Source organism: Nocardioides asiaticus, from assembly GCF_040049175.1.
Classification (GTDB): domain Bacteria; phylum Actinomycetota; class Actinomycetes; order Propionibacteriales; family Nocardioidaceae; genus Nocardioides; species Nocardioides cheoyonin.
Map to the genome: position 1 here is coordinate 91,840 of NZ_JBDZDM010000007.1, position 12,765 is coordinate 104,604.

The following is a 12,765-nucleotide window of genomic DNA, read 5'->3' on the forward strand; positions in this document are numbered from 1 at the left end:
CATCGATGTCCGCGGGGTTTCGGGGGCGGTCCGACCCCGAGCGTGACCGGCGAGTAGTCTCCGGAACCCCCACCACAAGCCTGCGCATGCCTCTGGAGGCCCCACCTTGTCCAGCGCTGCCCACCGAGACGCCGTCGCCACCCTCTCGGAGAAGGCCACGCCCTACTTCGTCGAGAACCAGCTGAAGTGGCGGAGCAAGCCGGTCAGCCAGGCCCGGCTCGCGCTCGCCATCGACCAGCTCGTGGCCCACATGCGCGACAAGAAGGTCGACATGGCGACCATGACCGGGCTGACCGCCTACCGCGACGACGACGGCATCCACGTCACCATCGAGCTCGGCACGCTGCCGCTGGAATGAGCCGCCGGCTCAGCGCTGGCGGCGCGGGTCGGACGGCCGAGCGCCAAAGTGTCACCGTGACAATTCCAAACTGTCACGGTGACACTTTGGCCGGGTCGCCGCCGGCCACGATCTGGCGCAGCGCTGCGACGTGGCCCTCGAACGCCTCCCGGCCCCGATCGGTCAGGCGAGCCCGCAGCCGGTGGCGGCTGCCGTCGAGGCGGCGCTCGGTGGCGACGTACCCGGCGTCCTCGAGGGTGGCGAGCTGCTTGGAGAGCGCCGAGTCGGAGAGGTTGAGCCGTTCGCGCAGGTAGCCGAACTCGGCCCAGTCGGCGGCGGCCAGTGTCGCGACGAGCGTGAGCCGGGTGCTCGGGTGGATGAGCTCGTCGAACCTCGCCGCCGTCATGCCCGAACGGCCCTGCGGAGCACGCGCAGGATCTCGGGGCCGCCGAACCCGACGAGCACCGCGATGATCGCGGCGGCCCAGATCGCCGGGTGGCCGGTGCCGTCCGCGTCCAGTGCGAGGGCGGCGGCGACGGTGAGCGCGACCAGGGCGAGGAGCATCCCGATCACGACGAGCGGCGTACGACGACCGGCGACCGCCGCGCTCACCCGGACGTCCCCCGTGCGCTGCCGCCCGTCGAGGAGGCGCGACGCGACCGTCGAGTGGCCGGCCCCGAAGAGCAGTGTCGCGACGGCGGCGAGCCACTCCGGAGCGACGTCACCGGCCACGCCGAGCACCAGCCAGCCGGCGGCCATGCCCCACCAGTAGAGCCGCGGCAGGCCGACCTCCGCGGCCATCCGCTCACGCGCGCCCGTCACCGCCGCCAGCGCCTCGCGCGCCTCGTCCGGAGCGATCCTCTCCGCCATGGCGTCCTCACTTTCCTAGTTGGAAAGTGAGACTCCTCTTTCCCGGCGGGAAAGTCAACGGATATCTCGGTCAGGACTCCGTCGTGGCGGTGACGGTGCCGCGGGCGTCACCGGCGTGGACGGGTACGCCGGCGCCGGCGAAGTCGCGCACGATCGCGAGGTCGCCCTCGGAGACCCGGCCCGTGTCGCCGAGGACGACGACCGCCTCGAGGCCCTTCGAGCCCGAGGCGGTGGCCATGGCGACGCAGACGCCGACGGCCGAGACGGCCAGGCTCGGCAGCGACACCGTGGCGCCGGCGTACGTCCGGCCGTCGAGGTCGCGCACGGCGGCGCCCTCGGCCGCGCCGGTGCGGGCGCGCGTGGCGCGCGCCAGGGTCACCAGCTTGCGGTCCTCAGCTGTCAGCTCGGGCTGCATCCTTCTCCTTCTCGCGGTCCTTCTCGCGGTCCTTCTCGCGGTCCTTCTCCCGGTCGCGGCCATTCTCCTCAGCGGCGCCGTGAGCATGAGTGCCGGCCGCGGACGGGAGCAGGCTGATGCGGACGGTGCCGATCTTGTTGCGGCGTCCGGCGGTCTCCTCGGCCTCGAAGCGGAGGCCGTGGGCCTCGACGACCGACCCGGGGATCGGGACGAGGCCGAGATGCTTGGCGAGCAGGCCGCCGACCGAGTCGACGTCCTCCTCCTCGACCTCGAACCCCACGACGTCCTCGAGGTCGCTGACGAGGAAGCGCGACGGCACCCGCCACGAGCCGTCCTCGAGCTCCTGCGGCTCGCGGTCCTCGACGTCGTACTCGTCGGTGATCTCGCCGACGATCTCCTCGAGGATGTCCTCGATGGTGATGAGGCCGGCGGTGCCGCCGTACTCGTCGACGACGACGGCGATGTGCTGACGGTTCTGCTGCATCTCGGCGAGCAGCTCGTCGACCGGCTTGGACTCCGGCACCCAGATCGGCGGCCGCATCAGGGAGTCGACCCGCTGGACCGTCTCGACGTCGGGCGCCTCGAAGTCGCGGCGTACGAGGTCCTTGAGGTAGGACATGCCCACGACGTTGTCGAGGGTGTCGTCGATGACCGGGATGCGGGAGAAGCCTGAGCGGAGGAAGAGCGAGAGGGTCTGGCGGAGGTTCTTGTGGCGCTCGACGAAGACGATGTCGCCGCGCGGCACCATCACCTCGCGCGCCGTGGTGTCGCCGAGCTCGAAGACCGAGTGGATCATCCGGCGCTCGTCGGCCTCGATCACCGAGGAGGCCTCGGCCAGGTCGACCAGCTCACGCAGCTCGGTCTCCGTCGAGAACGGTCCCTCGCGGAAGCCCTTGCCCGGCGTGAGCGCGTTGCCGACGAGGATCAGCAGCGTCGGGATCGGTCCGAGGACGGCGGTGATCGCGGCGATCGGCGCGGCCGACCACAGCGCCACCCGCTCGTGGTGCTGACGGCCGATCGTGCGCGGCGAGACGCCGATGACGACGAACGAGACCACGATCATCACGCCCATCGTGGTCGCGACGGCCGGCCACCAGTGCCGGTCGTACGCGTCGTACACCCAGAGCGCGACGAGCACCGTCGCGCCGATCTCGCACAGCAGTCGCAGCAGCAGCACCGTGTTGAGGTAGCGCGCCGGGTCGCCCAGCAGCGTCACCAGCCGCTTCGCGCCCGCCCGGCCCTCCTCCACGAGCTCCTCCGCGCGGGCGCGGGAGAACGAGTTCAGCGCCGCGTCGGCGGCCGAGAAGAGCCCGGCGAGTACGACGAGCGCCACCGCCGTCACCAGCAGCCTGGCGTCATCCATGGCGGGCCTCCGCCGTAGGCGCCCGGCGGCCGCGCTCGCTGTCAGTCATCCGCTCCATCGTAGGGGCGCTGCAGCGGGAGCACCGAGCCGTCCGGCCGGGGGAAACGCGGACGTAAAGAACAGGCAACGGGGCGCGCGCGCACTACGGTCAGACTGCCCAGGTCTCGCCATCCCAGGGGAGACCGCAGATTTCGGGAAGAGGGCAGCGACAGATGAAGACGAGGACGGTCCTGGCCGCGGCGGCCACGGCGCTCATGCTCACCCTGACCGCCTGCGGCGGCGGGGGCTCGTCATCGGGATCCGGTGAGCCCCAGGCCGGTGGCGACCTGGTGATCGCGCGGGCCGACGAGACCCAGAGCCTGCTCCCGACCGGCCCGTTCGACAACGCCTCGATCTGGACGATGGAGGAGATCTACGACACCCTCCTGGTCCCGACCTCGGACGGCAAGGGCGTCGAGGCGTCACTCGCGACGTCGTGGAAGCAGTCGGCCGACAAGCTCTCCTGGACGTTCAAGCTCCGCAAGGGCGTCGAGTTCTCCAACGGGAAGCCGCTCACCTCCGCGGACGTGAAGTTCTCCCTGGAGCAGGGGATGAAGCCCGACGCCAACGTCTCCTTCATCAACCAGGTGATCAAGTCCATCGCGACCCCGGACGACGACACCGTGGTGATCACCACGAAGCAGCCGTGGGCGCCGCTGCCCGCCGACCTGGCGATGTTCGGGAACTCCATCGTGCCAAAGGACTACGGCGGCAAGACCGCGGCCGAGTTCGACAAGAAGCCGATCGGCACCGGCCCCTTCATGCTGTCATCCTGGGTGAAGGGCGAGTCGATCAAGCTGGTGAAGAACCCGCACTACTGGCAGTCGGGAAAGCCCTACCTCGACTCGGTGACGTTCACGGTCGTCGCCGACGCCAACACCCGCGCGACGCAGGTCCAGAGCGGACAGGCCGACGTCGACGAGTTCCCGGCGTACTCCAGCCTCAGCGCGCTCGACGCCGGCAACACCAAGGTCGGCACGTTCGAGTCCAGCCGGGTCGACTACTTCATCATGAACACCAAGCGGAAGCCGTTCGACGACCGCAACGTCCGACTCGCGATCGCCCAGGCGATCGACCGCGACGCGCTGATCAAGACCGTCCAGTTCGGTCACGGCGAAGCGGCGAAGGGCTACATGTCCCCCGCGCTATGGGCGTACGACGACTCGATCGAGCCGCCGGCGTACGACCTGGACGCGGCGAAGGCCACGCTCGCCAAGTCGTCAGTGCCGAACGGCTTCACCACGACGCTGACGGTCGGCTCCGGCGACGCCGACGAGATCGCCGCGGCCCAGCTCATCCAGGCCTCCCTCAAGAAGCTCGGGATCACGGTCAAGCTCCAGACCCTCGACCCGTCCGCGGTCAGCGACGCCAAGCACGCGGGCAACTACGACATGGGCTTCACCTACCAGACGACCGACATCGTCGACCCGGACGAGATCATCCGCTTCGCCGGCCTCGACAACGGCGGCTCGAACACGCTCTACACGTTCTACAAGGACGCCGAGCTCGAGAAGCTGGCCGACAAGGCCGACACGCTGAGCGACCAGGCGGCGCGCAAGAAGATCTACTCCCAGATCCAGGAGGCGATCAACGAGGCGACGCCGTACGTCGCGCTCTACTACTCGCCGTCGGTCTACGCCTACAGCGCCAAGGTGCACGACTTCCACCCCTACCCCACCGGCAACTACAACCTCGTGGACACGTGGGTCGAGCACTGACCGTCGGGAGGCACCCGTGACCGCCTACGTCGTACGCCGGCTGCTGTTGCTGGTCCCGGTGGTCCTCGGCGTCGTGACCATCTCGTTCTTCCTGATGCACATGACGCCCGGCGACCCGGCCCGGGACTTCCTCGGCGACCGGGCCAGCCAGCAGTCGGTCGACGCGCTCCGCCACAAATGGGGGCTGGACCAGAGCCTCGGCGCGCAGTACCTGCACTTCCTGCGCGACGCCGCGACCGGCCATCTCGGCACGTCGCTCTACTTCGGCTCCCCGATCACGCACCTGCTCGGCGTACGCCTGCCGGTGACGCTGCTGCTCATGCTCCTCGGCACGGTCCTCGCCGTCCTGATCTCGGTCCCGCTCTCGGTCCTGAGCACCGCCAGCAGGCGCGGGTACGCCGCGACGGCCGTGCGGGCGTTCAACGCGGTCGTGCAGGGGATGCCGACGTTCTTCATCGGCAGCATGCTCATCCTCTTCCTCGGCCTCCGCACGCGGGTCTTCCCCGCCGGCGGCTACCCGGAGGGCTTCCCGCACCGGCTGTGGGCGCTCGTCCTGCCGGCGGTCACCGTCGCGCTCGGGATCGTGCCGCTGCTCGTGCGCAGCCTCAACGCGTCGATGGTCGAGATCTCACGCAGCGAGTTCGTCGCGTTCGGCTGGGCGAAGGGGCTGGACCGCGCGCGCATCCTGCTGCACTACGTGGTCCGCAACAGCAGCATCGCGGGCATCAGCATCCTCGGCATCCAGGTCGGCGCCCTCGCCGGCGGCACGCTCGTCGTCGAGCAGGTCTTCGCGCTGCCCGGGATGGGCTCGATGCTGATGACCGCGATCCTGAACCGCGACTACCCGGTCGTGCAGGCCTGCACGCTCTGCTTCGCCGTCCTCGTCGTGCTCGTCTACCTCGTCACCGACCTCGTCTACGCCGTCCTCGACCCGAGAGTGAGGCCATCGTGACCGGCACGCCGATCCCGGTCGCCGAGGCGATCGACCTGCCGACGCGCGTCTGGGCGCCCGGGTTCCTGCGCCGCCACAACCTGCAGCTCTGGGTCGGCGGCGCGCTGCTGGGCGTCATCGTGCTGCTCGCGGCGCTCGCGCCGCTGCTCACGTCGTACGACCCCGCCGAGACGGACCCCGCCTCGGCGCTCCTCGGACCCGGCTCGGGGCACCTCCTCGGGACAGACAACCTCGGACGCGACACCTGGTCGCGCCTGCTGTACGGCGGCCGGGTCGACCTCTCGATCGCGTTCATCGCCGTCCTCGTGCCGTTCGTCGGCGGGGTGCTGATCGGCACGGTGTGCGGGTACGTCGGCGGCTGGCTGGACATGCTCGTGATGCGGATCGCCGACATCGTGGTCGCGTTCCCGTTCTACGTCCTCGTGATCGCCCTGGTCTTCGTCCTCGGCAGCGGCCGGCAGAGCATCTTCATCGCGATCAGCGTCGTGAGCTGGGTGGCGTACGCCCGCATCGTCAGAGCGGAGGTGCTGGTGCTGCGCAACCGCGAGTTCATCGAGGCCGGCCGGGCGAGCGGGCTCGGCGGCCCGCGGGTGGTCTTCCGCCACGTCCTGCCCAACGTCGTCACCCAGGCGATCGTCTACTCGATGAGCGACATCGTCATGAACGTCGGGGTCATCGTCACGCTGAGCTACTTCGGGCTCGGCATCGTGCCGCCGACGCCCGACTGGGGCGGGATGATGTCGAACGGCCAGCAGTTCCTGGCCGGCGGCTACTACTCGCTGACCCTCATCCCTGCTGCAGCGGTCGTGCTGACCAGCCTCGCCCTCTCGCTCGTCGGCGACGGCCTCGCCCACGCCCTCCGGATCAACAGGTGACGCCCGTGGACGCTCCCATCCTCTCCGTCGAGGACCTGCGGGTCTCGGTCGACGTCGGCGGCCGACCGTACCCCGCGCTCGACGGTGTGTCGTTCTCGCTCGCCGAGGGCGAGGCGCGCGGACTCGTCGGCGAGTCCGGATCGGGCAAGAGCCTGACCCTCCGGGCGGTGATGGGCCTGCTCCCCCACGGCGCGCGGGTCACCGGCGGACGCATCCTCTTCGAGGGCGAGGACCTCCTGGCGGACGGCGGCAGGCGGCAGCGGCGGGTGCGCGGCACCGGGATCTCGATGATCTTCCAGGAGCCGTCGGTCGCGCTCAATCCCGTCATGCGCGTCGGCGAGCAGATCTACGACGCGCTCCGCCGGCACCGCCGGCACCGCCGGCTCTCGCGCCGCGAGGCGCGCGACCAGGCCGTCCATCTCATGGAGCTCGTCGGGATCGACCAGCCGGCCGCCCGCCTCGACGCGTACCCCTTCCAGCTGTCGGGCGGGCTGCGGCAACGGGTGATGATCGCCGCCGGCGTCGCGTGCCGTCCGCGCCTGATCCTCTGCGACGAGCCGACGACGGCGCTCGACGTGACCGTCCAGGCCCAGATCCTGCGGCTCTTCGCCCACCTGCGTGACGAGCTCGGCGCCAGCCTGCTCTACGTCACCCACGATCTGGCCGTGGTCGCCCAGCTCTGCGACTCGCTCACGGTGCTGTACGCAGGCCGCGTGATGGAGACCGCCGACGACCTGCAGGCGGTCTTCGCCCATCCGCACCACCCCTACACCGAGGCGCTGCTCAAGGCGACCCCCCGCATCGACGGGGAGGTACGCCGGCTGGAGGCTATCCCGGGCAGCGCGACCTCCGTCGTGGACCGCCCGCCGGGCTGCCCCTTCGAGCCGCGCTGCGGCTACGCCACGCCGGAGTGCCGCGAGGGGCCGATCGCGCGTACGCCGGTCGGCGCGTCGTGGGAGGTCGCCTGCCTCCACCCGGTCTCGGCAACCGTCTCGGAGGGGGCATCATGACGGACCCGCTCCTGTCCGCGACGGACATCTCGGTCACCTTCCGGATCGGCGGCCGACGCCGCGGCACCGTGATCAAGGCGCTGGACGAGGTGACCCTCGCGGTCGGACGGGGCGAGATCGTCGGGCTCGTCGGCGAGTCCGGCTCCGGCAAGTCGACCATGGCACGGGTCATCTGTGGCCTGCAGGAGCACCACACCGGCGGCATCGTCTTCGACCGCCGCGAGCTGCGCGCGACCCGCACCAAGCAGGAGCGGCGGGCCGTGCAGCTCGTCTTCCAGGACCCGTACGCGTCGCTCGACCCGCGGATGACCGTCCGGCAGACCCTTGCCGAGGTGCTCCGGGTGCACAAGGTCGTGCCGAAGGACCGGCTCGCTGCCCGCTGCGAGGAGCTGATGGACCTCGTGCAGCTTCCGCCGCGCCTCCTCGACTCCCGCCCCGGGGGCATGTCGGGCGGCCAGCGCCAGCGCATCGCCATCGCCCGGGCGCTGGCCGTCGAGCCGCGGCTCCTCGTCGCCGACGAGGCGGTCGCGTCGCTCGACGTCTCGGTGCAGGCGGGCATCGTGAACCTCCTCGCCGACCTCCGGGCCGACCTCGGCCTGTCGATCCTGTTCATCGCCCACGACCTCGCCGTCGTACGCACGCTCTGCGACCGCGTCGCCGTCATCTACCGCGGCCGGATCGTCGAGGAGCGCCCCTGCCTCGACCTCTTCGCCGACCCGCACGACGACTACACCAAGCGGCTGCTCGCAGCGATCCCCCGCCTCGACGGTCCGCGGACCGAGGGGCTCGGGACCGGCGCGCTGCGCTCCTGACCCCTCCGGCCGGTCACGCCGGCGGCGGTACGACCACGGCCGCGTTGGTGGCGGCGGTGAGGTAGGCCTCCCCCAGCGCCGAGCGGTACGGCGCGATGTCGGTCGGCGCCGCGCTCCGGGGCGTCCCCGACGGCACCGCGCGTACGACGAGCTCCTGCACCTGCGCCGGATCGACCGGGGTCAGGTGGACCATGCAGAGCAGCTCGCCGTTCTCGCCCGGGATCGACCAGGTGACGTCGGCCGCGGTGGCCGCGGAGACGACCTCGTCGACGGGTCGCGGCGGGCGGAGCGGACCGATCTCCTCGACGAGGCGCTCGATCTCGGCGCGGCGCTGCGCGAGCGGCCGGTCGAAGTCGACGTTCGCCGCGAAGATCCTCGCCGCGGCGGCGTCGTCCCAGCCGCGGACCAGCGCCTCGACGTCGAGCCGTGCCTTGACCGTCTCCGGCCACAGGCTCACCGTGTGCGACGGCGCCCGCCGGGCGTGGAGAAGGCCGAGCAGGCCCTCGCGCGCGAGCGTGACCGGATCCCCCCGGTGGCTGTTCGTGAGGACCACCAGACCGTGGCCGGTCTCGGGGTGCCAGCACATGAACAGCTTGTAGCCGGGCAGGCCGCCCGCGTGGGAGACCAGCCGTCCATGGTGCAGCTCGTGGTCGACCCGCAGTCCGAGCGCGTAGCCGCCGGCGGCGAGCCGCCAGTCGCCGTCGGGACGCAGCGAGAGGGCCGGCGCGCCCATCGTCTCGAGCCGCTGGAGCTCGCGCCGGGAGGCGCGGCTGAGCACGTCGGTCCCCGTCGTACGGCCCGGCCTGAACGCCTCGCCCAGCCAGGTCACCCAGCCGGCTAGGTCGCGCACCGTGCTCACGATGCCGCCGGCCGCAGCGAACGCGCCGGACTCGGCGACCGGGTAGGGCACCCACGCGTCGTCGCCGTCGAGCGAATAGCCGGCGGCGCGTACGCCGTCGTCGTACGCCGACGGGCTGAAGCAGGTCGAGGTGAGACCGAGCGGAGCGAGCAGCTCGGTCGCGACGAACTCCTCGTAGCGCCGCCCGGTCACGCGCTGCAGCGCGAGACCGGCGAGGGTGAAGCCGGTGTTGGAGTACTCGTAGACGGTCCCGGGCGTGTGGCTGTAGCGCAGCCCTTTGCCGACCAGCGTCAGCAGCTGCTCCTCGGTCATCCCGATCTGCGGGTCGACCCACGCGTTGTCCTCGGTCAGGCCGCCCGACATGCTGAGCAGCATGCGGAGCGTCGGCGGGTCGACCTCGCCGTCCGGCGCACCGGTCGCCCGGAACTCGGGGACGTGCGCGGTGATCGGGTCGTCGAGGGAGAGCAGGCCGCGGTCGCGGGCGAGCAGCACCGCGGCCGCGCAGAAGCTCTTCGACATCGACGCGATCGGGAACGGCGTGTCCGCCCCCGGCTCCGCGCCGGCCGGGTTGGCGACACCGAACCCGGCCGCGTGGGCCAGCCCGTCGGCGGAGACGATGCCGTAGGCGAGGCCCGGCGCCTGGCCGGCCGCGACGTACGCCGCGAACGTGGCGTCGAGCTGGTCCTCGATCGTGACGGTGCTGGCCTCGGACGACATCGGCGGCTCCTTCGGTGCGCGGTGGTGGGGGTCCCACCCTCCCGCAACGGACGCGCCGACGGCGTACGACGGCGTGTCGGGCCGGTTACGGAGCCTCGGCCAAGGCCCGGCCAGGGCCTACTGAGGCGCCTTCGCCGCGGAGCCCCACTCCTTGAGCAGCTCGGCCTGCAGGCCGAACATCTCCTTGTGGTCATCCGGCTCGGCGTGGTCGTAGCCGAGCAGATGGAGGATGCCGTGGGTGGTGAGCAGCTCGATCTCGGCGAGCGTGCCGTGGCCGGCGCTCGCGCCCTGCTTCTCGGCGATCGTCGGGGCGAGGATCAGGTCCCCGAGGACGCCCTCCTCCGGCTCCTCGTCGAGCAGCCCGGGACGCAGCTCGTCCATCGGGAAGGCGAGCACGTCGGTCGGGCCCGCCTTCTCCATCCACTGCTCGTTGAGCTGCGCGATGGTGTCCTCGTCGACGGCCTTGATGCACAGCTCGGCCTGCGGGTGGACACGCATCCGGTCCATCACGAACCGGGCGAGCTTGGCGAGGTGGTCGACGTCGACGTCGGAGCCCGACTCGTTGAGCACCTCGATGCTCACTGGTCCGCCCTCTTCTCGGCCCGCCTGTCGGGCCGCCTCTCGGCCCGCTTGTCGGGCCCCTCGGCCCGCTTGTCGGCCACGGTGAGGTCGCGCGCGTCGTACTCGTCGTACGCCGCGACGATCCTGCCCACCAGCCGGTGGCGTACGACGTCGTGGCTGGTCAGCCGGTTGAAGCTGATGTCCTCGACCTCGTCGAGGATGCCCTCGACGACCCGCAGGCCGGACTTCTGTCCGTTCGGCAGGTCGGTCTGGGTGATGTCGCCCGTGACCACGATCTTGGAGCCGAACCCGAGCCGGGTGAGGAACATCTTCATCTGCTCGGGCGTGGTGTTCTGGGCCTCGTCGAGGATGATGAAGGAGTCGTTGAGCGACCGGCCGCGGAGGAAGGCGAGCGGCGCGACCTCGATGGTGCCGGCGGCCATCAGCTTGGGGATGACCTCGGGGTCCATCATGTCGTGGAGCGCGTCGTAGAGCGGCCGCAGATAGGGGTCGATCTTCTCCGTCAGCGTGCCGGGCAGGTAGCCGAGCCGCTCCCCCGCCTCGACGGCGGGCCGGGACAAGATGATCCGGCTGACCTGCTTGGACTGCAGCGCCTGGACCGCCTTCGCGACGGCGAGGTAGGTCTTGCCGGTCCCGGCGGGGCCGATGCCGAACGTGATCGTGTGCTTGTCGATCGCGTCGACGTACCGCTTCTGGTTGAGCGTCTTCGGCCGGATCGAGCGGCCGCGGTTGCTGAGGATGTTGAGCGAGAGCACGTCGGCCGGGCGCTCGGTCGTCTCGGCGCGGAGCATGCCGATGACACGCTCGACGGTCTCGCCGCTGACGCCCTGGCCGGTGCGGATGATCTGCACGAGCTCCTCGAGGAGGCGCTCGACGAGCGCGATCTCGGAGGGCGCGCCGTGGAGCGTGATCCGGTTGCCGCGGACGTGGACGTCGGCGTCGAAGTGGCTCTCGATGATGCCGAGGAACTCGTCGGCCGGGCCGAGGACGCTGACCATGTCCACGCTGTTCGGCACCACGACCGTGTGCTTGGTGACAGGGTTCCCGTCGCGGGTGCTGGTGTCGCTGACGGCTTCGTTGGCTGAGCGGTCGGTCATGGATGCCCGGGGACGGGCCCTTTCAGTGTGGATGTGGGTCTTCTCCATGCTACGCAGGCCAACGTCCTGCGCCCACCTGAGATTCCCTGTCGTGCAACGTGGCCGCCGGCTGCGGCGTCTCCCTCGGCGTGGGGGCGCGACTCGGCGCCCGGTCATGGTGAGGATGGAGACATGAGCGACGCGAAGAGGGAGAACCGCCGACTCCGCCTGGCCGCCGGCGCGGTCTCGGCCCTCGGGCTGCTCGGCGCCCTCGCGGCCTGCGGAGGCAGCACCAACGCCTCCGACCCGGTCGCGAGCACCTCCGGCTCCACCGGAAACAGCCCCGCGAGCAGCCCCGACCTGACCGCGAGCGGGTCGCCCGTGCCCGCACCGTCGGACTCCGACCAGCCGAGCGCCACGGTGCCGGTGTACTGGGTCGGCGAGACCCCGCAGGGGCCGCGGCTCTTCCGCGAGACCACCGAGGTGCCCTCCGACGCCCCGCTCGACGGCGCCGTCCAGACCCTGATGAGCGGCAAGCCGGCCGACCCCGACTACCGCTCGTCGTACGCCGCCGGCGCCTTCGGCGACGTCAGCTACGACGAGTCGAAGGGCTTCACCGTCGCGCTGACCGACCGGTCTCTGACCGAGCCGGGCAGTCTCAGCCGGCCCGAGGCGATGATCGCGGTGGAGCAGCTGGTCTACACCCTCGAGGCGGTCCAGCAGACGAAGGACGCGCCGGTCCGGGTCGTCGCCGACGGCAAGCCGGTGAGGCTGTACGGCGTCAACACCGCCGAGGGGCTGCGGCCCGTCGACGAGCTGGACGTCCTCGCCCTCGTCAACGTCACCTCGCCCGCCCAGGGCGACACGGTGAGCGGCAGGATCACCGCCCGCGGCCTGGCCAGCTCGCCCGAGGCGACAGTGCCGTGGACGGTGAAGGACAGCGACGGCAAGGTCGTCAAGAAGGGCTTCGCGACGGCCACCGGCTGGCTGGACAAGCTCTATCCGTGGAAGACGTCGATCGACCTCTCCGGCCTCGCGCCCGGCGACTACACCTTCACCGCGTCCACCGACGACCCCTCGGCCGGAGCCGAGGGCCACGGGCCGACGAGGGACACCAAGAGCATCACGGTGAAGTAGGGC

14 protein-coding genes are annotated in these 12,765 nt (G+C 71.1%); 7 read left to right on the forward strand and 7 right to left on the reverse strand.

Features of this window, described 5'->3' with window-relative positions:
* The first annotated feature begins 106 nt into the window (after positions 1-106).
* Complete coding sequence (locus ABLE53_RS22200) at positions 107-358, forward strand: hypothetical protein (protein ID WP_348861339.1); 252 nt, start codon at positions 107-109, stop codon at positions 356-358.
* 73 nt (positions 359-431) lie between these two features.
* Here ABLE53_RS22200 and ABLE53_RS22205 read toward each other — a convergent pair whose 3' ends face one another.
* From ABLE53_RS22205 to ABLE53_RS22220, 4 genes are all read right to left on the reverse strand, one after another.
* Positions 432-743: a transcriptional regulator gene (locus tag ABLE53_RS22205; protein ID WP_348861340.1), complete on the reverse strand. Its 312-nt coding sequence runs from the start codon at positions 741-743 to the stop codon at positions 432-434.
* Positions 740-1,207 carry a hypothetical protein gene (locus ABLE53_RS22210; RefSeq protein ID WP_348861341.1) on the reverse strand — a complete coding sequence of 156 codons (468 nt, stop codon included), beginning with the start codon at positions 1,205-1,207 and terminating at the stop codon, positions 740-742. Before ABLE53_RS22210 ends, ABLE53_RS22205 begins: the two co-directional genes overlap by 4 nt.
* Before the next feature lie 70 nt (positions 1,208-1,277).
* Positions 1,278-1,622, reverse strand: a complete 345-nt coding sequence (locus tag ABLE53_RS22215; RefSeq protein ID WP_348861342.1) for a cytidine deaminase — start codon at positions 1,620-1,622, stop codon at positions 1,278-1,280.
* Positions 1,600-2,985 carry a hemolysin family protein gene (locus ABLE53_RS22220; protein ID WP_348861343.1) on the reverse strand — a complete coding sequence of 462 codons (1,386 nt, stop codon included), beginning with the start codon at positions 2,983-2,985 and terminating at the stop codon, positions 1,600-1,602. Before ABLE53_RS22220 ends, ABLE53_RS22215 begins: the two co-directional genes overlap by 23 nt.
* 212 nt (positions 2,986-3,197) lie before the next feature.
* Here ABLE53_RS22220 and ABLE53_RS22225 point away from each other — a divergent pair, with 212 nt between their 5' ends.
* Genes ABLE53_RS22225 through ABLE53_RS22245 form a run of 5 tightly spaced genes read left to right on the forward strand, consistent with a single transcriptional unit; the run spans position 3,198 to position 8,391 of the window.
* Positions 3,198-4,742, forward strand: a complete 1,545-nt coding sequence (locus ABLE53_RS22225) for an ABC transporter substrate-binding protein (RefSeq protein WP_348861344.1) — start codon at positions 3,198-3,200, stop codon at positions 4,740-4,742.
* A 16-nt stretch (positions 4,743-4,758) separates the two neighbouring features.
* Positions 4,759-5,694 carry an ABC transporter permease gene (locus ABLE53_RS22230; RefSeq protein ID WP_348861345.1) on the forward strand — a complete coding sequence of 312 codons (936 nt, stop codon included), beginning with the start codon at positions 4,759-4,761 and terminating at the stop codon, positions 5,692-5,694.
* Positions 5,691-6,569: an ABC transporter permease gene (locus ABLE53_RS22235; RefSeq protein ID WP_348861346.1), complete on the forward strand. Its 879-nt coding sequence runs from the start codon at positions 5,691-5,693 to the stop codon at positions 6,567-6,569. The genes ABLE53_RS22230 and ABLE53_RS22235 overlap by 4 nt, the downstream gene beginning before the upstream one ends.
* 5 nt (positions 6,570-6,574) lie before the next feature.
* On the forward strand, positions 6,575-7,579 hold the full coding sequence (locus tag ABLE53_RS22240; RefSeq protein ID WP_348861347.1) for an ABC transporter ATP-binding protein: 1,005 nt from the start codon (positions 6,575-6,577) through the stop codon (positions 7,577-7,579).
* Positions 7,576-8,391 (forward strand): ATP-binding cassette domain-containing protein, encoded by an 816-nt coding sequence (locus ABLE53_RS22245; RefSeq protein ID WP_348861348.1) that lies wholly within the window; start codon positions 7,576-7,578, stop codon positions 8,389-8,391. Before ABLE53_RS22240 ends, ABLE53_RS22245 begins: the two co-directional genes overlap by 4 nt.
* A 13-nt stretch (positions 8,392-8,404) precedes the next feature.
* On the opposite strand, the gene ABLE53_RS22250 is transcribed toward ABLE53_RS22245, so the two are convergent.
* The 3 genes from ABLE53_RS22250 to ABLE53_RS22260 all read right to left on the reverse strand — a co-directional run bounded on the left by ABLE53_RS22250 (position 8,405) and on the right by ABLE53_RS22260 (position 11,646).
* Entirely contained in the window at positions 8,405-9,967 is a 1,563-nt protein-coding gene (locus ABLE53_RS22250; RefSeq protein ID WP_348861349.1) for a serine hydrolase domain-containing protein, read from the reverse strand.
* A 117-nt stretch (positions 9,968-10,084) separates the two neighbouring features.
* Positions 10,085-10,549 carry an rRNA maturation RNase YbeY gene (gene ybeY / locus ABLE53_RS22255; RefSeq protein WP_348861350.1) on the reverse strand — a complete coding sequence of 155 codons (465 nt, stop codon included), beginning with the start codon at positions 10,547-10,549 and terminating at the stop codon, positions 10,085-10,087.
* Positions 10,546-11,646 (reverse strand): PhoH family protein, encoded by a 1,101-nt coding sequence (locus tag ABLE53_RS22260; protein ID WP_425474904.1) that lies wholly within the window; start codon positions 11,644-11,646, stop codon positions 10,546-10,548. The genes ybeY and ABLE53_RS22260 overlap by 4 nt, the downstream gene beginning before the upstream one ends.
* 171 nt (positions 11,647-11,817) lie before the next feature.
* On the opposite strand from ABLE53_RS22260, the gene ABLE53_RS22265 reads away from it, so the two are divergent.
* Complete coding sequence (locus ABLE53_RS22265) at positions 11,818-12,762, forward strand: Gmad2 immunoglobulin-like domain-containing protein (protein ID WP_348861351.1); 945 nt, start codon at positions 11,818-11,820, stop codon at positions 12,760-12,762.
* The last annotated feature ends 3 nt before the right edge of the window (positions 12,763-12,765 follow it).

Excerpts from the sequence above, each read along its gene's own strand:
- ABLE53_RS22250 (WP_348861349.1), bottom strand. The coding sequence starts at position 9,967 with ATGTCGTCCGAGGCCAGCACCGTCACGATCGAGGACCAGCTCGACGCC.
- ABLE53_RS22245 (WP_348861348.1), top strand. The coding sequence starts at position 7,576 with ATGACGGACCCGCTCCTGTCCGCGACGGACATCTCGGTCACCTTCCGG.
- ABLE53_RS22215 (WP_348861342.1), bottom strand. The coding sequence starts at position 1,622 with ATGCAGCCCGAGCTGACAGCTGAGGACCGCAAGCTGGTGACCCTGGCG.
- ABLE53_RS22220 (WP_348861343.1), bottom strand. The coding sequence starts at position 2,985 with ATGGATGACGCCAGGCTGCTGGTGACGGCGGTGGCGCTCGTCGTACTC.
- ABLE53_RS22260 (WP_425474904.1), bottom strand. The coding sequence starts at position 11,646 with ATGACCGACCGCTCAGCCAACGAAGCCGTCAGCGACACCAGCACCCGC.
- ABLE53_RS22210 (WP_348861341.1), bottom strand. The coding sequence starts at position 1,207 with ATGGCGGAGAGGATCGCTCCGGACGAGGCGCGCGAGGCGCTGGCGGCG.
- ABLE53_RS22225 (WP_348861344.1), top strand. The coding sequence starts at position 3,198 with ATGAAGACGAGGACGGTCCTGGCCGCGGCGGCCACGGCGCTCATGCTC.
- ABLE53_RS22265 (WP_348861351.1), top strand. The coding sequence starts at position 11,818 with ATGAGCGACGCGAAGAGGGAGAACCGCCGACTCCGCCTGGCCGCCGGC.
- ABLE53_RS22205 (WP_348861340.1), bottom strand. The coding sequence starts at position 743 with ATGACGGCGGCGAGGTTCGACGAGCTCATCCACCCGAGCACCCGGCTC.